At 67.9% G+C, this 22,561-nt stretch carries 20 protein-coding genes; 7 read left to right on the plus strand and 13 right to left on the minus strand.

The genetic code is table 11. The annotated features are described in order from the left end of the window. Window positions 1–39: 39 nt before the first annotated feature. From TZ53_RS09325 to TZ53_RS09335, 3 genes are read left to right on the plus strand one after another with little or no spacing between them, the layout of a single operon-like run. Complete coding sequence (locus TZ53_RS09325) at window positions 40–1,773, plus strand: acyl-CoA dehydrogenase family protein (protein ID WP_044661093.1); 1,734 nt, start codon at window positions 40–42, stop codon at window positions 1,771–1,773. Between the two features lie 14 nt (window positions 1,774–1,787). Further along, window positions 1,788–3,875, plus strand: a complete 2,088-nt coding sequence (locus TZ53_RS09330) for a 3-hydroxyacyl-CoA dehydrogenase NAD-binding domain-containing protein (protein WP_044661094.1) — start codon at window positions 1,788–1,790, stop codon at window positions 3,873–3,875. Further along, complete coding sequence (locus TZ53_RS09335; RefSeq protein ID WP_025549505.1) at window positions 3,872–5,050, plus strand: acetyl-CoA C-acyltransferase family protein; 1,179 nt, start codon at window positions 3,872–3,874, stop codon at window positions 5,048–5,050. The genes TZ53_RS09330 and TZ53_RS09335 overlap by 4 nt, the downstream gene beginning before the upstream one ends. A gap of 83 nt (window positions 5,051–5,133) precedes the next feature. Here the strand turns inward: TZ53_RS09335 and dmpG are convergent, their stop codons facing one another. Together dmpG and TZ53_RS09345 are read right to left on the minus strand one after the other, a co-directional pair. Continuing rightward, window positions 5,134–6,156, minus strand: a complete 1,023-nt coding sequence (dmpG, locus tag TZ53_RS09340; RefSeq protein WP_025549506.1) for a 4-hydroxy-2-oxovalerate aldolase — start codon at window positions 6,154–6,156, stop codon at window positions 5,134–5,136. Then, the gene (locus TZ53_RS09345) at window positions 6,153–7,094 is read right to left on the minus strand and encodes an acetaldehyde dehydrogenase (acetylating) (protein WP_025549507.1); all 942 of its coding nucleotides are present in this window, start codon (window positions 7,092–7,094) and stop codon (window positions 6,153–6,155) included. Before TZ53_RS09345 ends, dmpG begins: the two co-directional genes overlap by 4 nt. Before the next feature lie 127 nt (window positions 7,095–7,221). On the opposite strand from TZ53_RS09345, the gene TZ53_RS09350 reads away from it, so the two are divergent. Continuing rightward, window positions 7,222–7,986 (plus strand): IclR family transcriptional regulator, encoded by a 765-nt coding sequence (locus TZ53_RS09350; protein WP_025549508.1) that lies wholly within the window; start codon window positions 7,222–7,224, stop codon window positions 7,984–7,986. A 41-nt stretch (window positions 7,987–8,027) separates the two neighbouring features. Here TZ53_RS09350 and TZ53_RS09355 read toward each other — a convergent pair whose 3' ends face one another. From TZ53_RS09355 to TZ53_RS09400, 10 genes are all read right to left on the minus strand, one after another. Beyond that, entirely contained in the window at window positions 8,028–10,007 is a 1,980-nt protein-coding gene (locus tag TZ53_RS09355) for a hybrid sensor histidine kinase/response regulator (protein ID WP_044661095.1), read from the minus strand. After that, a complete protein-coding gene (locus TZ53_RS09360) occupies window positions 10,000–10,638 on the minus strand; it encodes a chemotaxis protein CheX (protein ID WP_025549510.1) in 639 nt (212 codons plus the stop codon). The genes TZ53_RS09355 and TZ53_RS09360 overlap by 8 nt, the downstream gene beginning before the upstream one ends. Continuing rightward, entirely contained in the window at window positions 10,635–11,018 is a 384-nt protein-coding gene (locus TZ53_RS09365) for a response regulator (protein ID WP_025549511.1), read from the minus strand. Before TZ53_RS09365 ends, TZ53_RS09360 begins: the two co-directional genes overlap by 4 nt. An 81-nt stretch (window positions 11,019–11,099) precedes the next feature. Further along, window positions 11,100–11,345 (minus strand): hypothetical protein, encoded by a 246-nt coding sequence (locus tag TZ53_RS09370; RefSeq protein ID WP_044661096.1) that lies wholly within the window; start codon window positions 11,343–11,345, stop codon window positions 11,100–11,102. Then, complete coding sequence (locus TZ53_RS09375; RefSeq protein ID WP_044661097.1) at window positions 11,342–13,291, minus strand: chemotaxis protein CheA; 1,950 nt, start codon at window positions 13,289–13,291, stop codon at window positions 11,342–11,344. The genes TZ53_RS09370 and TZ53_RS09375 overlap by 4 nt, the downstream gene beginning before the upstream one ends. Next, complete coding sequence (locus TZ53_RS09380) at window positions 13,291–14,127, minus strand: CheR family methyltransferase (RefSeq protein WP_044661098.1); 837 nt, start codon at window positions 14,125–14,127, stop codon at window positions 13,291–13,293. The genes TZ53_RS09375 and TZ53_RS09380 overlap by 1 nt, the downstream gene beginning before the upstream one ends. Continuing rightward, window positions 14,124–15,269: a chemotaxis-specific protein-glutamate methyltransferase CheB gene (gene cheB, locus TZ53_RS09385; protein WP_044661099.1), complete on the minus strand. Its 1,146-nt coding sequence runs from the start codon at window positions 15,267–15,269 to the stop codon at window positions 14,124–14,126. The genes TZ53_RS09380 and cheB overlap by 4 nt, the downstream gene beginning before the upstream one ends. Further along, entirely contained in the window at window positions 15,266–16,672 is a 1,407-nt protein-coding gene (locus TZ53_RS09390; protein WP_044661100.1) for a chemotaxis protein CheW, read from the minus strand. The genes cheB and TZ53_RS09390 overlap by 4 nt, the downstream gene beginning before the upstream one ends. Next, window positions 16,669–18,633 (minus strand): methyl-accepting chemotaxis protein, encoded by a 1,965-nt coding sequence (locus tag TZ53_RS09395; protein ID WP_044661101.1) that lies wholly within the window; start codon window positions 18,631–18,633, stop codon window positions 16,669–16,671. Before TZ53_RS09395 ends, TZ53_RS09390 begins: the two co-directional genes overlap by 4 nt. Window positions 18,634–18,753: 120 nt before the next feature. Beyond that, window positions 18,754–19,677 (minus strand): LysR family transcriptional regulator, encoded by a 924-nt coding sequence (locus TZ53_RS09400; RefSeq protein ID WP_025547710.1) that lies wholly within the window; start codon window positions 19,675–19,677, stop codon window positions 18,754–18,756. A gap of 300 nt (window positions 19,678–19,977) precedes the next feature. Here TZ53_RS09400 and TZ53_RS09405 point away from each other — a divergent pair, with 300 nt between their 5' ends. The 3 genes from TZ53_RS09405 to TZ53_RS09415 all read left to right on the plus strand — a co-directional run bounded on the left by TZ53_RS09405 (window position 19,978) and on the right by TZ53_RS09415 (window position 20,662). Then, entirely contained in the window at window positions 19,978–20,244 is a 267-nt protein-coding gene (locus TZ53_RS09405; protein WP_044661102.1) for a DUF2171 domain-containing protein, read from the plus strand. 71 nt (window positions 20,245–20,315) lie between these two features. Then, entirely contained in the window at window positions 20,316–20,456 is a 141-nt protein-coding gene (locus TZ53_RS09410) for a hypothetical protein (RefSeq protein WP_238320155.1), read from the plus strand. Then, the gene (locus TZ53_RS09415) at window positions 20,453–20,662 is read left to right on the plus strand and encodes a DUF2945 domain-containing protein (RefSeq protein WP_443216144.1); all 210 of its coding nucleotides are present in this window, start codon (window positions 20,453–20,455) and stop codon (window positions 20,660–20,662) included. The genes TZ53_RS09410 and TZ53_RS09415 overlap by 4 nt, the downstream gene beginning before the upstream one ends. Before the next feature lie 17 nt (window positions 20,663–20,679). Here TZ53_RS09415 and TZ53_RS09420 read toward each other — a convergent pair whose 3' ends face one another. Continuing rightward, complete coding sequence (locus TZ53_RS09420; RefSeq protein ID WP_025547705.1) at window positions 20,680–22,557, minus strand: gamma-glutamyltransferase family protein; 1,878 nt, start codon at window positions 22,555–22,557, stop codon at window positions 20,680–20,682. Between the last annotated feature and the right edge of the window lie 4 nt (window positions 22,558–22,561).

Here is a 22,561-nt window from a genome sequence, read left to right on the forward strand (position 1 = left end):
TTGGTATAGCAGAGGCCCGCGATTTCCAGGAGAGTCCCGATGTTCAGCTATGTTCCCCCGATAGACGATTATCGCTTTCTGTTGACGGAGGTTCTCGGCTTCGACCGGACAATGGCGGACATTGGAAAGGAGGTCGATGCCGACCTGGCGGTGGCCGTCCTGGAGGAAGCGGGCCGGATGTGCGCCGACCGGCTGCACCCGCTCAACCGCCATGGGGATGAGGAGGGAAGCCATCTCGTCGACGGATCGGTGAAGACGCCGGAGGGTTTTGCCCACGCCTGGCGGGACTTCGCGGCTGCGGGCTGGGCATCGCTATCGGCGGAGCCGGAATATGGCGGGCAGGGGCTGCCCTTCATCCTCCAGCTCTGGCTGGACGAGATGCTGTCGGCGGCGAACCTGTCCTTCGGCCTGTTCCCGGGCCTGACACGCGGCGCGTGCGAGGCGATCATCGCCCATGCCAGCGATTCGCTGAAGGCCACCTATCTGCCGCGCATGGTGAGCGGCGAATGGACCGGCGCCATGGCGCTCACCGAAAGCGGCGCGGGCACGGACCTGGCGCTGCTGAAGACCAAGGCGGCGCCCGGCGCCGACGGCAGCTACGCCGTCACCGGGCAGAAGATCTTCATTTCCTCGGGCGATCATGATTTCGGCGGCAACATCGTCCATCTGGTGCTGGCGCGCCTGCCCGATGCCCCGGCGGGGGTGAAGGGGATCAGCCTGTTCCTGGTGCCCAAATATCTGCCCGACGCCGATGGCGGCTTCACGATCCGCAACGCCATGTCGGTGGGCGCGCTGGAAAAGAAGATGGGCATCCACGCCCAGCCGACCTGCGTGATGAACTATGACGGCGCGACCGGCTGGCTGGTGGGGGAACCGAACAGGGGCCTGGCCGCCATGTTCACCATGATGAATGCCGAGCGCCTGATGGTCGGCATTCAGGGGCTGGGCATTGCCGGCGCAGCCTATCAGCAGGCCGCCGGCTATGCGAAGGAGCGGCTCCAGGGACGCAGCGCCGATGGCGCGCGGGGTCCGGTGGCGATCATCGAACATGCCGATGTGCGGCGCATGCTGCTCAATATCCGGGGTTTCGTGGAGGCCGGACGGGCGTTGGCCGGGTGGACGGCCTTGCAACTCGACCGGGCGCATCATCATCCCGATGCCGCTGAGCGGGCGAAGGCGGATGCCCTGGTCGCGCTGCTGACGCCGGTGGTGAAGGCGGCCTTCACCGACTTCGGCTTCGAAAGCGCGGTGCAGGCGCAGCAGGTGTTCGGCGGGCATGGCTACATCCGCGAATGGGGCATGGAGCAATATGTCCGCGATGCCCGCATCGCCCAGATTTATGAGGGCACCAATGGCGTGCAGGCGATGGATCTGGTCGGACGCAAGCTTCCCATGGCGGGCGGCGCGGTGGTCGATGGCTTTTTCACCCTGGTGGACGCGGATCTGGAAGCTGGGGCGGGGCTGGACATTGCAGCGAAGACGGGCGACGCGCTCACCCTTCTGCGCGGCGTAACCGCGTCGCTGCGCGGCGCGGGGGTCGACGCAGCCGGAGCGGCGGCGGTCGACTATCTGCGCCTTTTCGCGCTGGTCTCCATGGGCTGGATGTGGACGCGCATGGCCACCGCCGCGCGGGGGGATGCGCCGCTGCATGCGGCGAAGCGCGCGCTGGCCGACTATTTCGCGCAACGGATGCTGCCGCAGGCCCAGGGGCTGGCAGCCGGCATCGCGGCGGGTGAGGCCACGATCATGGCGCTTGGCGCCGACGCCTTCTGAACGAAAGGATCATCATGGCCGTCGAGATGACCCGGGCGGGTGCGACCATCGTCCTGCGCCTGTCCAACGGGCCGGTAAATGCCCTTTCGGTGGGCAACGGCTTTGTCGAGGAACTGGGGGCGAAAGTCGGGGAAGCGGCGAGCGATCCCGCCTGCCGCGCCATCGTGATCGCCGGCGCCGGCCGGATGTTCTGTGGCGGCGCCGACATCGGCGATTTCGACGGTGATCCCGAGCAGGTCGACCGGCTGCGGCATCTGATTGCGACGGTCGAGGCGTGCGCCAAGCCGGTGATCATGGCGATCCACGGCATGGCGCTGGGCGGTGGCCTGGAACTGGCCATGGCGGGCCACTACCGCGTTGCCCAGGCGGGAAGCCGCCTTGGCCTGCCCGAAGTGACGCTGGGCCTGCTGCCCGGCGCGGGCGGTACGCAGCGCCTGCCGCGCCTGATCGGGGCAGGCGCAGCGCTCGACATGATGCTGTCGGGCAAGCCCGTGACGGCGGAGCGCGCATTGTCGGCGGGACTGGTCGATCAGTTGGTGGACGGCGATGTTGTGGAGGCGGCGCTGGAGGTGGCGCGCAACGTGCCTCCGCTGCGCCGTTCGGGCACGCTGCCGGTGCCTGCCGACCTCGCCGGGGCCGTCGCGTCGCGCCGGGCGAAGCTGCGGGCCGGGCTGAGCCAGGCGCCTGCCCGGATCGTCGATTGCGTCGCGGCGCTGTCCGGCGATCTGGCCGCCGGTTTGGCGCTGGAAGCGGCGCTGTTCGGGGAATTGCTGCGCTCCGAAGCCTCTCGCGGCCTGCGTCACGTATTTTTCGGGGAGCGGACTGTGGCGCGCATTCCCGGATTGGCGCCGGACGTGCGCCCCCGTGACGTCGGTCATGTCGGTGTTGTGGGCGGCGGCCTGATGGGCACGGGCATCGCGCTTGCGCTGTTGAATGCGGGCCTGCCCGTAACGATGGCCGAACTGCGGCCCGAGGCGCTCGCCAAGGCCGAAGCCACCATTTGCAAGACGATCCAGCGCGATGTGGAGAAGGGCAGGATCGGTCAGGACGTGGCCGATGCGCGCATCGCCGCCTTCACGGCGGCGACCGAACTGGAGGCGCTCGCGGATGCCGATCTGGTGATCGAGGCGGTGTTCGAGGATATGGGCGTCAAGAAGCAGGTCTTTTCCGCGCTCGATGCGATCGCCCGGCCGGATGGGATATTGGCGAGCAACACATCGACGCTCGACCTCGACGCCATCGCCGCGCTGGTGGCCGATCCGTCGCGGGTCGTCGGCCTGCATTTCTTCTCGCCCGCCAATATCATGCGGTTGCTGGAAGTGGTTCGCGGCAGGGAAACCGCGCCGGATGTGCTGGCGACCGCGATGGCGCTGGGCAAGCGGATCGGCAAGGTCGGCGTCGTGTCGGGCGTGTGCGACGGCTTCATCGGCAACCGCATGTTCGAGGAATATCTGCGCCAGGTCTGGTTCCTGCTGGAGGAAGGCGCGCTGCCGCAGCAGATCGACGCCGCCATGGAGCGGTGGGGCATGGCGATGGGGCCGTGCCGGACGATGGATCTGGCCGGACAGGACATCGGCTGGGCGATCCGCAAGCGCCGTATGGCGGAACAGCCCGACCGGCCCTATTCGGGCGTGATAGACCGCATCTGTGAACTGGGGCGGTTCGGACAGAAGACGGGCAAGGGCATCTACGCCTATCCGGATGGCCGGACGGCGGAAACCGATCCGGAAATCACAAGGCTGATCGAGGATTACTCCGCCGAGACAGGCCTTGAGCGGCGCGCGTTCAGCGATGAGGAAATCGTCGGCCGTTGCCTGCTGGCCCTGGTCAATGAAGGCGCGCGGATCGTGGAGGAGGGAATCGCCTATCGTCCCGTCGACGTCGACATGATCTACATCCATGGCTATGGCTTCGGCCGCGAACGCGGCGGGCCGATGTTCCAGGCCGACATCATGGGCTTGTCCACCGTTCTGGACCGGCTTCGCGCCCTTGCCGCCGGCCGTAACGGATGGGCATGGACGCCCGCCCCGCTGATCGAGCGGCTCGCTGCCGAGGGTGGGCGCTTCGGGGATCTCAACATTCAGGACAGGAACAGCATATGACGGATGTCTTTCTGGTATCGGCGGCGCGGACGGCCATCGGCAGCTTCGGCGGCTCGCTCAAGGACCAGAAGCCGGGCGAACTGGGTGCGCATGTGGCGCGGGCGGCGATCGAGCGCGCGGGGCTCGAGGCGAGCCTGATCGGCAATGTCGTGCTGGGCAATGTCATCCCTTGCGAGCCGCGCGACGCCTATGCCGCGCGCATAGCGGCGATCGGCGCGGGCATTCCGCAGGAAACTCCGGCGCACAGCGTCAACCGCCTCTGCGGATCGGGTTTGCAGGCGATCCTTACTGCAGCCCAGTCGATCATGCTCGGTGACTGCGACATCGCGCTGGGCGCGGGCGTGGAGATCATGAGCCGTGCGCCTTATTTCCTGCCCGCCGCCCGCTGGGGCCAGAAGATGGGCGATGCGGTGGTGCAGGACGGGTTGACCGGCGCGCTGACCGATCCCTTCCACGGCATCCATATGGGCGTCACGGGGGAGAATGTCGCTGCCCGCTACGGCATTTCGCGGGAAGACCAGGACGCGCTCGCCCATGAAAGCCAGAAGCGGGCGGCGAACGCCATCGCGCAGGGCTATTTCAGGGAGCAGATCGTGCCGGTGGAGGTGACGGTGCGGCGCAAGCCGGTGCCGTTCGACACCGACGAATTCGTGCGCGCCGATGCGGCCCCGGAGGATTTCAGCAAGCTGAAGCCCGTCTTCCAGAAGGATGGGACCGTGACGGCCGGCAATGCGTCGGGGATCAACGACGGCGCCGCCGCCGTGGTGCTGGCAAGCGGGGAGGCGGTGAAGGCGCAGGGATTGAAGCCGCTCGCGCGACTGGTCGCCTATGGCCATGCGGGGGTCGATCCGGCCTATATGGGCATCGGCCCGGTGCCCGCCACGCGCAAGGCGCTGGAGCGGGCGGGGATGGGCGTGGGCGATCTGGACGTGATCGAATCCAACGAAGCCTTTGCGGCGCAGGCCTGCGCCGTCTCGCGGGAGCTGGGCTTCGATCCGGCAAGGGTCAATCCCAATGGCAGCGGCATTTCGCTGGGCCATCCGGTGGGGGCGACGGGCGCGATCATCACGACCAAGCTGGTCTATGAACTGCAGCGCACCGGCGGCCGCCTGGGCCTGACGACCATGTGCATAGGCGGCGGCCAGGGCATCGCGGCCATCTGGGAACGGGTGTGAGGCCTGGCTCGCCCATGGCCTGACGGACGAACCGTCAGGCCATGGGCTTGCTCACGGGCGAAGGGGCGAAGCCGCCCCGCCGCTTATTTTGCGCTGAGATCCAGCGCGACGTCGACGATCATATCCTCCTGACCGCCGACCATCTTGCGACGGCCCACTTCCGCAAGGATGCTGCGCGCGTCGAGGCCATAGTCCTGCGCCGCCTTTTCCGCATGGCGCAGGAAGCTGGAATAGACGCCCGCATAACCCAGGGTCAGCGTTTCGCGGTCCACGCGCACCGGCCGGTCCTGCAGGGGGCGGACCAGTTCTTCGGCGGCGTCCATCAACGCATAGAGATCGCAGCCATGGTTCCAGCCATAGCGGTCCGCTGCGGCAATGAACACCTCCAGCGGCGCATTGCCGGCGCCGGCTCCCATGCCGGCCAGGCTGGCGTCGACGCGGACCGCGCCGTTCTGCACGGCGACGATGGAATTGGCGACGCCCAGCGAAAGATTGTGGTGGGCGTGCACGCCACGCTGCGTCTCGGGCTTCAGCACGCGATCATAGGCCTGAAGCCGCGCCGCATATTGCTCCATGTTGAGCGCGCCGCCGCTGTCGGTGACATAGACGCAGTGCGCGCCATAATCTTCCATCAGCTTGGCCTGCTGCGCCAGCGCATCCGGATCGGTCATGTGGCTCATCATCAGGAAGCCGGACACGTCCATGCCCAGGTTGCGCGCCGCCTCGATATGCTGCTTCGAAACATCCGCCTCCGTGCAATGGGTGGCGATGCGCACCGACCGCACGCCCAGATCATAGGCATGCTTCAGATCGTGCACCGTGCCGATGCCGGGCAGCAGCAGCGTCGTCAGGACGCTATGTTCCAGCACGTCCGCCACGGCGGCGATCCAGTCATGGTCCGTATGCGCGCCGAAACCATAGTTGAAGGACGACCCGCTAAGGCCGTCGCCATGGGCGACCTCGATGGCGTCGACCTTGGCGTCGTCCAGCGCCCGGGCGATCTTCTGCACATGGTCGATGCTATATTGGTGACGGACGGCATGCATGCCGTCGCGCAGCGTGACGTCCTGGATGTAGAGCTTGGTCTGGGTCGGATCGAAGGTCATGCGACGGCTCCTTCATGCATGCGGACGGCGATCTTTTCGGCGGTGCGCAACGCGGCCGAGGTCATGATGTCGAGATTGCCGGCATAGGCGGGCAGGTAATGGGCGGCTCCCTCGACCTCCAGGAAGACGCTGACCTTGAGGCCCGTGAATTCCCCGTCCATCTCCGGAATGCGCAGGGGACGGTTCGATCCGATATGTTCGAACTGCACCGCCTGCTTCAGCCGGTATCCCGGCACATAGGTCTGCACTTCGGCCACCATGCGGTCGATGCTGGCGCGGATCTCGTCCTGGCTGGCGTCGTCGCACAGGCAATAAACGGTGTCGCGCATGATCAGCGGTGGCTCGGCGGGGTTGAGGATGATGATGGCCTTGCCGCGGCTCGCCCCGCCGACGTCGACGATCGCCTGGCTGGTGGTCTCGGTGAATTCGTCGATATTGGCGCGCGTGCCGGGACCTGCGCTCTTGGAGGCGATGGAGGCGACGATCTCGCCATAATGCACCTTCGCGACGCGGTTGACGGCATGGACGATGGGGATGGTCGCCTGGCCGCCGCAGGTCACCATGTTGACGTTCGACGCATCCAGGTTGGTTTCGCCGTTGACGGGCGGAATGGTGTAGGGGCCGATGGCCGCGGGCGTCAGGTCGACCACCCGCTTGCCATGCGCCTGGAGCAGTTCATTGTGCCGCTTGTGCGCGCCTGCCGACGTCGCGTCGAACACGATGGCGATGTCCTTGAAACCCTCCAGCGCGATCAGGCCGCCAATGCCCTCCGCCGTGATGGGCACGCCCATGCGGGCGGCGCGCTTCAGCCCGTCCGATTCCGGATCGATGCCGACGAAGGCACCCATTTCCAGCGTCTCTGAAAGACGCATGATCTTTATCATCAGGTCGGTGCCGATATTTCCCGATCCGATGATCGCAACCTTGGTTTTGGCCATATCCTTCAAGCCTTTTCGTAAAGGAAACGCATGTCGCCGGCGCCGGGTACGGGCCGCCTCACAGGGCATCAGAATAAGGGAGCTTTGTACTTGACGCCACCGGGCCAAGCTGTGATCTTCTCACATCATGAGAAACAGGACGCCGCAAATCAGTTCGCTCAAGCGGACCCTGGCCATGCTGGAGGGGGTTGTGGCCGATGGCGGGCAGAACAGCGTTTCCGCGCTGGCGCGGTCCATCGACATGCCCGTGGCGACGGCCCACCGGCAGGTGACGACGCTGGTCGAGGAAGGGTATCTGACGCCGGTCGGGCGCGGACGGCATGTCGCGGGCGCGCGGCTGCTGCGGCTCTTGCAGCGGCTCGACGAAAAGCAGTTGATCGTCAACGTCGCCGCGCCCGCCATGCACCGGCTGGCCGTGAAGGCGCGGACGATCGTGCAGCTGGGGACGCTGGAAAATGACATGGTCACCTATCGCCTGAAAATCGGCCAGGGGGCGGCAGGACTGTTCACGCGGGTGGGAATGCAGTTGGAGGCCTATTGCTCCGGCATGGGCAAGGTGCTGCTCGCCCATCTTCCCCCCGGCGAGCGGGATGCCTATCTCGCCAACGGCCCCTTCGTTGCCCTTACTCCGCGCACCATCGTCGATGCCGGCGCCCTGGCATGCGAGCTCGATCTGGTGGCGCGGCAGGGATATGCGATCGACGATGGAGAAATTGCCGAAGACCTGACCTGCGCGGCCGTTCCGATCCGGAGGCCGGACGGCATGGTGCCCGCCGCCATATCCATATCGCAGTCGATGAGCGCGAGGAAGATCGGGCATGACGAGGTGATCGAACTGCTGCACGCCACAGCGCGGGAGATCGAGCAGGTGGCGTTCAACGCAGCGGAATGAGGCGCCACCGACGACCTGCGCCGGAATTCACGCAGCGCGTCCTAGCCCTTGTCGATGATCTCGCGTACCCGTTCCGCCAGGCTGCGGAAGGTGAAGGGCTTGGCCAGCAGTTCGACGCCGCTGTCCAGCCGTCCGTCGCGCATGATCGCATCCCTGGGATAACCCGATGTGTAGAGGATGCGCAGCCTGGGCTGCCGGGCGCGGGCCGCCGCGCCGAGTTCGCTGCCCGACATGCGGGGCATGACGACGTCCGTGATCAGCAGCTTGATCGGCTGGTCCTGCTTGTCCAGCAGGGCAAGGGCGGAAGCGCCGTCATGCGCCTCCACCACCCGATAACCCAGCTCGCGCAGCGTTCCCACCGTATAGGCGCGAACATCGTCGTCATCTTCGACAACCAGGATCGTTTCCGACGCGCTGCCGAAGGGTTCGCGCTCGTCCATCGCATCGGCGGGCGGTTCCGCGCTCTGGACGCTGCGCATCAGCAGCAGCGTCACTGTCGTGCCTTCCCCCAATGCCGAGTCGATCAGCACGCTGCCGCCGGATTGCTTGGCGAAGCCATAGACCATGGACAGGCCAAGGCCCGTGCCCTTCCCGACCTCCTTGGTGGTGAAGAAGGGATCGAACACCTTGGTCAGGGTGTCCGCGTCCATGCCGGTGCCGTTGTCGCTTACCGTGATCGCCACATAATCGCCGGGACTGACATGGCTTTCGTCGCTCTGGTGCGCGGCGACCTGCCGGTTGCCTGCGGCGATGGTCAGCGATCCGCCCTGCGGCATGGCGTCGCGGGCGTTCACGGCCAGGTTGAGGATCGCATTTTCAAGCTGGTGCGGATCGGCCTCTATGGTCCAGACGTCGTCCGGCGCCTCGATGGCGATGGCGACCGCTTCGGTGATGGTGCGGGTGAGCAGGTCCGACATGCCGGCCAGCAGGCGGGGCACCTCCACGGCACGGGGGTCGAGCGGCTGCCGGCGGGAGAAGGCAAGCAGGCGCTGGGTCAGCGCCGCTGCCCGTTCCGCACCGCGCATGGCATTGTCCAGCGCGCGGCCCACCCTGGGATCGGCCGAATTGTCGAGCCGCCGCAGCGCCATGTCGACGCTGCCGGTGATGATGGTCAGCAGATTGTTGAAATCATGCGCGATGCCGCCGGTAAGCTGGCCGACGGCCTCCATCTTCTGCGCCTGGCGGAGCGCATCCTCCGCCCGCAGGCGTTCGTCTATCTCCTGCGCGACGCGCTGCTCCAGCGTGTCGTTCAATTCGCGCAGCCGCGTTTCCTGAAGCTTCGCATCGGTCACGTCATAGATGACGCCCAGCAGCCGGTAACCGCTACCCTCGCTGTCGCGCATCGCCTCGCCACGGCGGGCGATCCAGCGGTCCGCGCCATCGTCGCTGCGGCGGATGCGGAACACGCTGTCGATGCTGGCAGGTTCCGCACCGTCTTCGGGTATCAACGGCTCCTCGTCCTCGCACACGACCGCGTTGATCGTCCTGACCGGCAGCCGGTCGGCGGGGTGGAGGCCGAGCAGCCGGCAGAATTCGCTGGAGACCGACACTGTCGCGAAGCCGTCCCGATATTCGAACGTGCCGATCCCGCCGGCGCTCTGCGCGATGCGGAGCCGCTCCTCCGTGCGCTTGCGGTCGGTCACATCGACCAGCAGCCCGGTGAAACGTATCGGCTCGTCCTGATCGTCAAGCTGGCTCCGGCCCCGGCCGTGCATCCATAATATCGCACCGTACGGAGCGATGATGCGGAATTCCTTGGAGAAGAATTCGGAGCCCGCCAGCATGCCAGCGACCGCGATGCGGATGCGGGCGCGATCCTCCGGATGGATGGCGCGGAAGAAGGCGGCGGTCGGCAATGGCTGGTCGGCGGCATCGGCGCCCAATCCGTACAGCTCGGCAAAACGGGCATCGACGGTCAGCCGGTCCCGGACGATGTCCCAGTCCCAGGCGCCGCTGGCCCCCGCCGCCGCGAGCACGGCGCGCAATTGATCCGCGTTTCCGATGATCGCTTCGTCAGCCATCCTCGCCCACGATGCGCGAGATGAACTCGTCGAGCAACTGCTTGAGCGTCGCGAGCGAAGGAATGTCCATCAGCATCGCGATATAGCCGCGAATGTCGCGCTGGCGCACCGCAAAGTCGATGTAGAGAAAGAGGACCAGCCCTTCCGACCCTGTCGTTTCGTCGATTTCGAACAGGGTCGCGCCATTGCCCCGCAGCACTTCGGGGATGGTCATGGACAGCGACCGCTTGAGCATGTTGGCCATGGTCGCAAGGCAGCTGTTGAGGATGATGTTGCCCGTCTCGGCCAGCGCCTCCTGCTCCATCTCGACCGCTTCCTCGGCCGAAAGGGCGCCGCCCGTCACCGCCCGAACCAGCTCCAGGCTGTTCGTTTCGGGGAAGATCAGCAGGGCCCGCCCGCAAAAGGGACCCGAAAAATCCTGCCGCACCGCGATCAGGTCGACCACTTCGCGCTCGCTGATCAGGCGGGCGGCGCGGCGCTGGCTCACGACCTCCACCGAAGGGACGGACAGGACGACCTGGTCCCCGATCATCTTCCTCAAGGAAGAGGCGGCGCGGCTCACGCCGATATTCACGATCTCGGTCAGGGCGTCCTGTTCGAGTTCGCTCAGCGCGACGTGGCCCGTTATCATTCCTGGCTGGACCTCAGCTTGAGCGCAGCGCCGGTCAGGAAGCCGGCAAGGCCCTCGCTGGTGACGGGCTTGGCGATGAAGGCGGCGCCGATCGCCCGCGCCTGCGCGATGATCTCGTCCTGGATGTTGGCGGTGATGATCGCGATCGGCATGTCCGGCCTCAAAGCGCGTATCTCACCTGCAAGTTCCAGCCCATCCTGTTCGGTCATGTTGAAATCGATGAGAGCGACTTCGATCCGCTCCTTGCCCAGCAGTTCCAGCGCCTGCGCCCCGCTGCCGGCCTCGATTTTCTGCCAGTCGGGCTGAAGTTCCGCCAATGCCTTTCCCGCGACGATCCGCGCGAGTTTGCTGTCGTCCACGATCAACACGGTAACGGGCATTCATGACTCCACTCAATCTCGACCCGGTCGGGCCTTCAGCTTCTTCTATAGAAAGGAACCGCAACCGCAGATATGAAATTGTTACACCTTGATCCGCATTGGCGATGCAAAGGCGATTTCCCGCAGGAACGCGCTTTCGGGCGGGCCGATGACGGGCCGGCCGGCGGCGAGGACCAACTGCACCACGGCAAGATGCGCCCGCGCCAGCCCGGCAATGTCGATCCTGTGATGGGGATGCTCCAGCAGCGCGGCCAGCAGCGGTTCGGCGTCCTCCACCGTCGCAGCGCCAGAGAGGATGATCCGGTCCTCCTCCACGACCACGCTCATGCCACCAGCTCCGGCAGGTCCAGCACCAGCAGCACGCTGCCGTCGGACATCATCGCCGTACCCGCCACGGCGGGCATGGCGGCCAGCAATCCCGTGCTTTCGCGCACGACGGCGTCGAACCGCTCCCCAAAGGCAGCCACGCGCAGCGCGGTGCGGCAGGGTCCGGCATCGGTCACCACCAGCCGGGCAAGCGCGCCGCTCGTGGGTTCCAGCCCCAGCAGCGCCGCCAGGTCCAGAACGGGCACGGTCCTGTCCCGCAATATGCAGGCATGCGCCTGACCGACCGGCTGGACCGCGCTGGCGTCGATCCGCGCGGTTTCAACGATCTGATCCAGCCTGACGCCGAGCTGACGGTCCCCCGCCGCGACGACCAGAAGCGGAGTCGTGATCGCATTGGCCGGCAGGCGCAGGGTGATGCGCGTGCCCCGGCCGACATCGCTCTGGATCGCGATGGTCCCCGCCAGCCGTTCGACCGCCGCCCGCACGGCGTCCATGCCGACACCCCGGCCCGACAGCATGGTCGCGCTTTCGGCGGTGGAAAAACCGGGGAGGAAGACGATATGCAAGGCTTCCGCGTCGCTGAGCGCGGCCGCCGCCTCGCCGCTCATCAGGCCCTTGGCGACGGCTGCCGCCCGCATCGCCTGCGGATCGATCCCGCGCCCGTCATCGGTCAGAACGATGGAGATATGGCCGCCATCCTGCCGGACGGCAAGCCCGATCCGCCCTTCGGCGGGTTTCCCGCTGGCCACCCTCTGCCCGGCCGGCTCCAGCCCGTGGTCGACGGCGTTGCGCACCAGATGGAGCAGGGGTTCGAACAACTGGTCGGCCAGTTGCTTGTCGACCTGCGCCGTCTCCCCCTCGATGGTGAAGCGGATCGCCTTGTCCACCATGGCCGCGGCCTCCCGCGCCAGCCGCGGCAGGCGGCGCAGCACGGGTTCGAGCGACACCAGCCTCACCTGCGCGACCGAGCGCTGGAGCTGTCCGGCGACGCGGGCGATCTCGTCCTCCGCGGCACGGAGTTCGGCGGCGAGCAGCGGATCGATGGCGCGCAGGCGGGCCGCTATCGGTTGCAGCGCACGGATCGCGACGGCAAGTTCGCCGCTCTGGTCGGCCAGCCGGTCGAGCCGGGCCGCCTCGACCCTGAGCGTGGCCGCAAGTTCGGCGGCATAGGGGGCAGAATCGCTTGCCGCTGGCGACGGATTGAACGGCGCGACCGCAATCTGATCGGGCGCCAGCCGGAACGCGGCGCGCACCTGCGCTTCGTCGGCGGCGCTCAACCCCTCTATGGCGGCCATGCAGCGGAACGGCTCGCAGGTGGCGAGGTCCGGCCAGGCATCGCCGGCGGGCAATATGGCGATGCCCAGCAATTGAGGCACATTCTCGACCATGGACAGCGGGTCCTCGCCCCGGAAGAAGCAGTCGGGATCGGGGGTATAGCGGAAGGCCGTTCTCGCCCGGCCGGGGTCGACCATGGCCAGTTCGGCGCGGCTGCGCAGGGCGGCGATCCAGTCCTGATCAGCCGCGACCCGCGGTGAGACAGGCAGGGGAAGGTCAGCTTCACCGGTTTCCCCGTCCCCTGCGATCAGGGCGATCAGGCGGTCCGAAAGGCCGGTGGCGTCGGCGTCCAGCGAAGCGGCGCCCTCCATGGCGTCGATCCAGCGGTCGGTCTGGTCGATCGCCCGCATCAACAGGTCGAGCATGGCTTCGTCCAGCGCCCCGTCGCCTTTCCTCGCGCCTTCGAGTCGGGCCTCTGCGACGTGGAGCAGCCGTTCCGCCGGTGCCATGTCGAACAGGGCGACCGACCCCTTGAGCGTATGGGTGGCGCGGAACAGCCGGTCGAGCGCCGGGCGATCCCGTGCGTCGCGGCCAAGCGCTACCAGGGCGGCATGCGCATCCGCCACCAGATCGCGTCCTTCGAGCAGGAATTGTTGAAGCAGCTCGTCCATCAGCGCCGACGATAGACGATTGCTTGGCGCAAGCGAACCAGATCGAAGCGCTCGTCGATCCGGGCCATGGATTCGCTATGGCCGAGCAGGAGATAGCCGCCGGGAAGAAGCGCCTCGTGCAGATGCCGGGCGGCGGCGATGCGCGATTCGTCGTCGAAATAAATGAGCAGGTTGCGGCAAAGCACGATGTCGAAGCGGCCCTGGCTCGCCACCGAAGCCGCGTCGTTCAGGTTCGCCTGGGTGAAGAGCACGGATTCGCGCAGGTCCTGGACGATCCGTCGGCGGTGCTGATGCTCGCGTTCGAAATAGGCCGCGAGCATGTCCGCCGGCAGCCGGGCGAGGGCGCGCGCGCCATATTGGCCGTCCCGCGCGGCATCGAGCGCGTGGGTGTCGATGTCCGACCCGACGATCTCGACATGATAGGCGTCGACCAGCGGCCATCGCTCCAGCAGCCAGAGCGCGATCGAATAGGCTTCCTCCCCGGTCGAGCAGGGAAGGGACCAGATGCGGATCAGGTCGCCGGGCCGCTTTTCCGCGGCGATCCTGGGCAGGATCTCGTCCGCCAGCGCGGTGAGCTGATGCTCCTCCCGGAAGAAATAGGTCTCGTTGATGGTGACGGCGTTGATCAGCATCTGCCGCTCGTGCGCATCGCGCTCCAGCAGCAGGAGGTAGCGGGCGATGTCGGTTGTCGCGGTCCGGTCCATGCGGTGCGCGACCCGGCGTTCGAGGTAGAAGCGCTTCTTCTCGTCGAACTTCATGCCGGTCAGGCGGTAGAGCAGCGCCGTCAGCCGCGTCAGCGACGATCCCGCAAGCAGCGTTTCGGGCGCCTGCGTCATCCCTGCGCCCAGGCGAGGAGCTGCGCCGCCAGTTCTTCCAGCGGCAGGACCAGATCGGCGCCGCCCGCGGCGACGAGCGCGCCGGGCATGCCCCAGACGACGGAGCTTGCCTCGTCCTGCGCCAGCACATGGCCGCCGTCCCGGTGGAGGGCGGCCATCGCCTCCGCCCCGTCATGCCCCATGCCTGTCATCAGCACGGCGACCAGCGCCCCTGGCGGGAACAGCACGCGCGCGCTTTCGACCAGCCGGTCCGCGCTGGGATGCCATAGCCGATCCGCCCGCATCGGGGCGGCCAGTATCTGGGGCACGCCATCCCGGCGGGAGAAGATCAGGTCCGCGTCTCCCCGCCCGATATAGGCGGTGCCGGGGCGAAGGGGGCGGGGCTGCCGCACCTCCTCCACCGCGATGGCGCATCCCCGGTCGAGGCGGCGGGCCAGCGGCCCGGTGAAGCTGGACGGCATGTGCTGGGCGATGACGATGGGCCAGGGGAAGTCGGCAGGCAGCGGACCGAGCAGCGCGTCCAGCGCCGACGGCCCACCGGTGGAGACGCCCACCAGCACCGCCTCTATCCCTGAAAGCGCCTCGGCTTTCCCGTGCGAAGGAAGGCGGGCGGGCCGCCTGCGGGGTGGAATGGCTGTCGCGGCCTGTCTGGGCATGGACGGGCGGATGGGAGCAGCGGAGCCGCCCGCAAGGCGCGTGGCGGCGGCGCGCCGCCGGACCCGCTCGGTCAGCCGGGCGCTGCGCGGGATGCGGGCGCTGGCGGCCTCGCGGACCTTGGCGACAAGCGTGGCCGCGATTCCTTCGATCTCGATCGACAGCGGTCCCCGCGGCTTGGGAATGAAATCGACCGCGCCCAGCGCCAGCGCTTCCAGCGTCTCGTCCGCCCCGGCTTCGGTGAGGGAGGACAGCATGACGACCGGTGTGGGCCGCTCGACCATGATGCGGTCCAGGCAGGCGAGTCCGTCCATTCCGGGCATGTGAATGTCCAGCGTCACGACATCGGGCTGGAACGCGCTGAGCTGTGCCAGGGCTTCGTCGGCGTTGCGGGCCGTGCCTGTCTCGAAATCCCCGGCTTCGGCGAAGATTTCGGTCAGAAGCTGCCGCATCAATGGGCTGTCGTCGACGATCAGCAGTCGGATCATGGCGCTGGCGTCGGCTGGCGGCGGGCGATTTCGGCCATAAGGGCTTGCTCGGCTGAAGAAAGCAACGCTGCCGGCTGGACGACGAGCAGCGTTCTGCCGCCACCGTCCGAAGCGTGCAGCACCTCTCCGAAAATCCCGTCGGCCAGCGCATCGGGAAGGGGTGCGGGAACGAGCATGCTGCGTTCGACGGCAAGGACGGTGCGCGCTTCGTCGACCAGAAAGCCGACGCGCCGGCCGTCGGTGCGCAGCACGATCAGCCGTCGCCGCGCTCCGCTGGCCGGGGAACCCGTCAGGCGCATGACTTGATCGACCACCGCGAGCGGTTCGCCGCCAGCCGCCGCCAGACCCGCCAGCCACGGCGGCGCACCGGGCAGCGTGGTCAGCCGCTCCGGCGGCCCCATCACCTTGTCGATGGCCCCGACCGGCAGGGCAAGGTCATGGGGACCGATGCGGACGAGCAGCAGGGACATCCGCTCGCTGGAGGGGGAGGATGCAGGCGCGGCTTTGCCGCTTCGCTGATCCTTCGTCACCGGCAGGCGCGCGGCGGGATCACGCAGCAGTTCGTCGACCGCCAGGATCGACACCAGCCGGCCGCCGCCCTCCGGACGGCAAATGGCGCTGATCCGCGCCTCGCCTTCCGTCCGCAACAGGGCGGTGGGCAGGCTGTCGATCCGCCCGGGCGACACGCGCAAAAGTCCTTCAACATGATCGACCAGCAGTCCCAGATTCTGCCCGCCGAGCGCCACCACGACGATGCGGCGGCGGGCACGGTCCGTCTCCGCCCCATCATCGCCGGAAAGGCCCAGCAGCGCCGGGAGCGACAGCACGCCCAGCGACCGGTCGCGCCACCGGATCGTCCCCACCACGGCTGCATCCGCGCCGGGGAGCAGCGCCACGTCGCGGGGCATGCGCAGCACTTGCGCAACCTCCTCCAGGGGCAGGGCGAAGCTCTGATCGCCTATCGCCACGCGCAGCAGCGCCAGCCGGTCGTCCCGCATGGCGTGCCGGACAGGTCGTGCCATGGCCCCGCCTGCGCTGGCGCGTCGCGCACTCGCGCGCAGGGGAAAGGCCTGTGCGATCCATTGGTCGAGGGGGAAATCCTCGATCCTGCCCGCCTCGTCCCCGTCGGACCTTTCCACCGCATCGATGGCCAGGGCGATGGGATCGCTGCCCCCCAGCACCAGCAAATGGCGCGCCGCGCCCAGCGCTTCGCCGCCGGTCATCGCGGCCGGGGAAAGCACCGCGATCGTCTCTCCCCGCACATTGCCCAGCCCCAGCAGACCCGGCGGCGCCAGTGGAACCGGCGTCAGCCGCGGCAATCGGGCGAGTTCGCGCACGCGGCCCGCCGCCACGGCATAGCGCCTGTCACCGGCACGGAAGACGAGCCGGTCGCCCGCCGTCATGCGCCGGACTCTCCGCTGTTGAGCGAGGCGGCGAGAGAGGCGATGTCTTCAATGGCCGCAGCCAGCATTTCCGCGCTCTGCGCCTGCTGGTGAGCGGCAGCGCCCGCCTCCCGCGCTGCTTCGGCCGCCAGTTCGGCCGCCTTGGCGATCTGCTCGCAGCCGCTTCGCACCTCTCGCGCGGCGTGCTGTATCGCCTCCGCGCCATCGAGGATCACGCCATTGTCGGCGCGGGTCGCGTTCAGCTCCGCAGCCATGCCGGCGAAGCGGGCAAGCAGCGCTTCGTTGCGCGTCGTTTCCGTCTCCCCCGCCGCGGCGATCTGGTCGAGCGTGCGCTGCGCGATCTGAATGCCTTCCTGGATGGCGCGCACGACATCCTTGCCTTCTTCGGCATTGGCGGCCAGGCTGCGCGCCAGTTTCCGAATGTCGGCCGTGACGGTCGTGAAGCCTTCGCCCGCTTCGCCGGACCGGGTCGCCTCCACCGCGCCGCTCACCCCCAGCATGTTGGTCTGCAGCGCGCCGAGCGCCAGCGTGTCGGCCACCTTCTCCGCCCGCCGCGCCGTTTCGTTCAGCCTGCCGAGCAGGTCCAGCACGGCGCGCGTGTCTTCGACGGCGGCGCCCACGCCGTCGATCAGGCCGGTCAGTTTCGCGCTTCCTTCCCCGACCGTCGCGACCAGCCCGTCCAGGCTTTCGACCGCGCCGGCCGCCCTGTCCTTTGCAATGGTGGCGCTGGTTTCGATCTGCCCCATGGCGGCGCTGGCCTGCAATGTGGCGGCGCTTTGAAGCTGTGCGCCGCGCGCAATCTGCTCGATGGCGATCTGGATCTGGCTGGATGCGCCCGACAGCTCCTGCACCGTGGCGGATAATTGTTCGGCGGCCACGGCGATCTGCTCGACCTCCTGCGAACCGGCCCGTTCCGTCCCCAGCGCGCCGCTCAGCGCCGCCAGCGCTTCCGCCGTCTGCTGGCTCTGCTCCAGCGAGGCGGCCTGCTGCTCTATCGCCTGCTGCGCCTCGGCCGCGGCGGCGGACTGTTCCTCCGCGGCGCTAGCGACCTGCTCGGCCCCGCGTTCCGATTCCGTGGCGGCGACCTCGGCCTGGAGGGCGGCGGCGGCGATCTCCTGCGCGCCGCCCAGAACGGTGGCGAGGGCGTCCCGCGCTTCTTCCAGGGCTGTGCTGACATGGCTGCCGCTCCGCGCCTCCCCGCTGGCGCGTTCGCTGGCCGCGCGGACCCGCGCCGCAATCGCGCGGACCTCCGCGACGATGCCCGTCGCAATCGCGCGGATGTCGGTCGCGCTGGCCTCCGACGCTTCGGCCAGTTCGCGAACCTCGTCGGCAACGATGCCGAAGCCCCTGCCGCTGTCCCCGGCGCGGGTCGCCTCGATCGACGCGTTCAGCGCCAGCATGCCGGTCTGTTCGGCCAGGTCGCCCATGGCGTCGCCCACCGCGCCGATGCGGCCGGCGGCCAGTTCCAACTGCTCTATCACCGTGACCGAGCCAAGCTGGCGGCGGGCGTTCAACTCTATCGCCGCGACGGAAGCATCGATCTGTTCGGAGATTTCCTTGAACGACGCCTCCAGCCTTTCGGTCTGGCTGCGCGATGCGGCGGCGCGGATGCTCGCTTCCCGAAAATTGGCGCGCAGATGGCCGACGAGGCCGAGCGACTCCTGCGCGGCGCTGGCCGCCTCCTCCGCGCCGCTCGCCATCTGCTCGACATTGCGCTGGAGTTCGGCCGCGGCGGACGCCGATTCCCCCAACCCGCTGGCCAGTTCCTGCGTCGCCTGGTCGAGCCGCTCGACCGCAGTCAGGGGCTTGCGCCTGCGTCCCGGCCGTGCAGGGAGCCGTTTGGGCGGGCTGGACCCGATGGGGGCCACGGACTTGTCCATTGCCGGCCTGTCGTCAGGAGAGGATGCGACCGATCTGCCACGGCCAGCCTTGCCGAGCGCAGCCTTTTTCACCAGGGCCATGGGTAACTCTCTTCCTCGCTTCGATTTCCTACCCGCATAAGCGAGGCGGAAGGCGCACGCCATATCTCCGTGAAAAATGGCAGGGGTGGACTGGCGGAACCGCCGTTTCGCGCAGCCCGCTCAGGATTCCTCGCTCAGCGCGGCGGGCACGTCATAGCCCCACTCCGCATATTTGCGGGCGACGACCGATGTCATCAGCGCGAGTTCGGGGGAGCGGTCGCCGGGACGATGGCTCAAGATGATGGGGGACGTGGCGGGTTCGGCCAGTTCGCGAAAGGCGACGTCGTGGCTGCGCGCCCGCCGGACTGATTCGGGAACGATCGCCATGCCTTCCTCCGCCGCGACGAGGCCGATGGCGATCTGAAGCTCGCGCGCTTCATGGACGATGCGCGGCTCAATCGCCTGGTCGCGGAACAGGGAAATCACTTGATCGGCATAGCTGGGGCGGGGCGCGCGGGGATAGACGATCTGCGGTTCGTCCGCCAGTTCGCGCAGCGAAATCGGCCCTTCGCCGCTTGCCAGGGGATGGTCGATCGGAAAGGCGGCGACCAGCTTTTCATCGCGCAGGATGATGCGGCGCACGCCCGGGTCCTCGAACCGGATGCGGCCGAACCCGACATCGATCCGCCCTTCCTTCAGCGCGGCGATCTGGTCCAGCGTGGTGCTTTCCACCATGACCAGTTCGACATTGTCGGCGACCTTGCGGAACGCGCGGATCAATTCGGGCAGCCGCGCATAGATGGTCGAGGCGACGAAGCCGATCACCAGCCGCCGCCGCCGGCTGGTCGCCGCCGCCTTCACCATCGCCTCCACATCTTCCATGCGGCTCAGCACCTGCACCGCCTGCGCATGCAGCAGGCGCCCCACGCCGGTCAGCCGCAGCGGACGGCTGGCGCGGTCCAGCAGGGGCGCGCCGACATGCGCCTCCAGCTGCTGGATCGCGCGCGACAGCGGCGGCTGCGCGATGTGCAGCCGTTCCGCCGCGCGGTTGAAATTGCCCTCGTCCGCCACGGCCACGAAGTAGCGCAGAAGGCGCATGTCCAACATGATGATACCTCCGGAGTATGACTTTCCGGCCGCGTCGACCTTGAACCGCCGACGGCCGGGCAGACGGCCTTGCCTGAAACCGTAAGCTTTCAGGAGATTCGTCGCAATGTCCGCATCGGGACCGGGACGATACTTTCGTCGTCGATCGGCCGCGCCGAAGGCATGCGGCCCGGTGCCGGGCCCATCTGGGCAGAGGGGCGCTTTTGCGTGAAGTCGTGGCTCCGGCGCGCCAGTCGGCGGCGCCCGGCGCATCTCTCGCGCGGCTCCATGCGTTCAGGGCGGAAGAAGGAGACGGACATGGCAGAGCTGAGTGCAATCAAGGAACATATGGACATCATCGGCGCCGACGGCGTGCACATCGGCACGGTCGACAAGGTGGAAGGCGACCGGATCAAGATGGTCAAGGCCGACAGCGGATCGCATGGGGACCATCATCATTTCATTGCCGGCGGGCTGGTCGCCGCGGTGGAAGGGAACCAGGTCAGGCTTTCGGCGTCGGGTTCCGCAGCGGTTCTCCTGGAGGAGGAGGAAGGCGGCGAAGCGATCATGGACGACGGCAACTGACCCAGGCCGTAGAGCGGAGGATCGTCATGGCTGCGGATGCGCAAAGCGATCATAGGGCCGAGGTCGGGAACATGACCGATGAGGAACTGATCGACAGCTGGGAAACGGCCTCGGACAAGGAGACGGAGAATCTGTCCCCCTTCCTTCAGGCCGTGGTCGAGGAAATGGATCGGCGCAAGATCGCCTTCTCCGTCGATCCGGGAGGCGCATGATGGCGGGCACCTTCAGGAAAGGCGATCCCGTGACGTGGAAAAGCCATGGCGGACAGGCCCATGGCAAGGTGGTGAAGAAGGTCACCGAAACCACGCGGATCAAGGGCCACAAGGTGGCCGCCACGCCGGGCAATCCCGAATTCATCGTGGAAACGGACGAGGGCAAGCGGGCTGCGCACAAGCCCGATGCCCTCAGGAAGCGGTAAGCGCCCCGCGGGTCGCCTCAATAACCGACCGCATAGCCCATGCGGCGGGGGTCCGCCCCGCCCATGCGCGCGCCCGATGGATCGACCGCTATGCCCTGGACGCTGCCGATCGCATAGGGGCCGACCTTCTCGATCCGGTGGCCCATGGCGGTCAGCCCTTGCAGCACCGGATCGGCAAAGCGGCCCTCCGCCTGCACGGTAATGGCAGCGCCGGGCCTGTAGAAATTCGGATCGGCATCGAGCGCGAAGCGCGGCGCCTCTATGGCTGCCTGGATCGGCATGCCGCGATCGACCATGTTCACCAGGAACTGGAATTGTGTCTGGCCGATCGTTTCGCCGCCGGGCGATCCGAACACCAGGTGCAGCCGGCCCTTGTCCAGAACGATGGTGGGGCCGTTGCCCAAAAGCGCGATCCTGCCCGGCGCGACCTTGTTCGGGTGCCCGTCATAGGGTGCGGTGGACCCCAGCCTCAACCCGTTGTTGAAGAGGATGCCCGTATCGCCCATCACCAGAAAAGTGCCGAAGCCGCCGCCAATGGTGGTCGTGACGGCGATGGCGTTGCCGTCCGCGTCGACGGCGGACAGGCTGGTCGTGTCGCCCCCTCGCGTGCGGTCGTCGCCCCGCGCCGCGAAGCGCGGCCGCGCCTGTTCCAGCGCCGCCCGGTCGAAGGCGGCGGCATCGCCCCCCTCCGGATAGAGACCCGCCCGGGCGGGATCGATCAGCCTGCGCCGTTCCGCCGCGAAACGCTTGGAGAGCAGGCCCTCGACCGGCGTCTGGGCGAAGCGGGGATCGGCGGCGTAGCGATAGACATCCGCCTTGGCGACCTTGATCGCCTCGATCAGCAGATGAGTGAGCTGCGGCCCCTCGGCGGGCAGGGCGGCCAGGTCGAAACCCTCGACCAGATTGAGCTGCTCGCACAGTTCCAGCCCGGTGCGGGAGGTCAGCGGACTGCTATAGACGTCCAGCCCGCGATAATGGGTGCTGACCGGATCGCTCCAGCGCGGCTGATAGGCCTTGAGATCGTCGAGGCGCAGCCAGCCGCCGGTTTCGGTCGAAAAGCGCGCAAATTCCTGCGCGATGGGGCCTGAGTAGAAATAGTCATAGGCGGCTTGCAGGGCACGATCCCGGTCCGCGCCGCCCTTCAGCGCCTTCGTCTCGGCATCGGCCAGCGCTTGCAGCGTGCGGGCGAGATTGGGATTGCGGAAGATCGAGCGGGCCGCAGGCGGCTGTCCATCCGGCAGGAACAGGGCGGCGCTGGTCGGATAGAGGCTCAGCGTCTTTTGCGCCCGGCCGATGAACAGGGCGATGGACGGGTCGAGCGGGTGGCCGTCGCGGGCATAGCCGATCGCCGGCTCCAGCAATGTGGCGAGCGGCAACCTGCCGAATCGCCGGGCAAGCGCGATCCAGCCGCCAAAGGCTCCGGGCACCGTCAACGCCTTCGGGCCATGGTCCAGCGCCTTGGGATCGACCTGCGGGTCGAGCAGGCGCGGCGCGCCGCCGGTGAAGGCGAGCGAGTGGACCTTGCCCGCCTTGCGGTCGAGGCAGGTGGCGAAGCCGTTGCCGCCCGCGCTCGATGCCCAGGGTTCGACGACATTCATCACCGCCATGGCGGCCACCACCGCGTCGGCCGCGCTGCCGCCCTGCATCAGCATGCGGGTTCCGGCCATGGCGGCCAGCGGATGACCGGCGGTGACGCCGCCATGCGGCATCGGCACTTCGACACGGTGCGCCGCGACGCTCGTTCCGCCGGAGCGGGGCGCGTCGGGGGCGCGGGCGCCCGATTGCGCGCGGGCGGCGGATGGAAGGCCCGTGAGCGCCAGTCCCGCAAGCCCGGCGGCCAGCAATTCTCGACGGTCGAGCGCTTCCGGGCGCCGGGGCTTATCGGGAGCGGACATGGGT

The organism is Sphingobium sp. YBL2, assembly GCF_000943805.1.
Taxonomy (GTDB): Bacteria; Pseudomonadota; Alphaproteobacteria; order Sphingomonadales; family Sphingomonadaceae; genus Sphingobium; species Sphingobium fuliginis.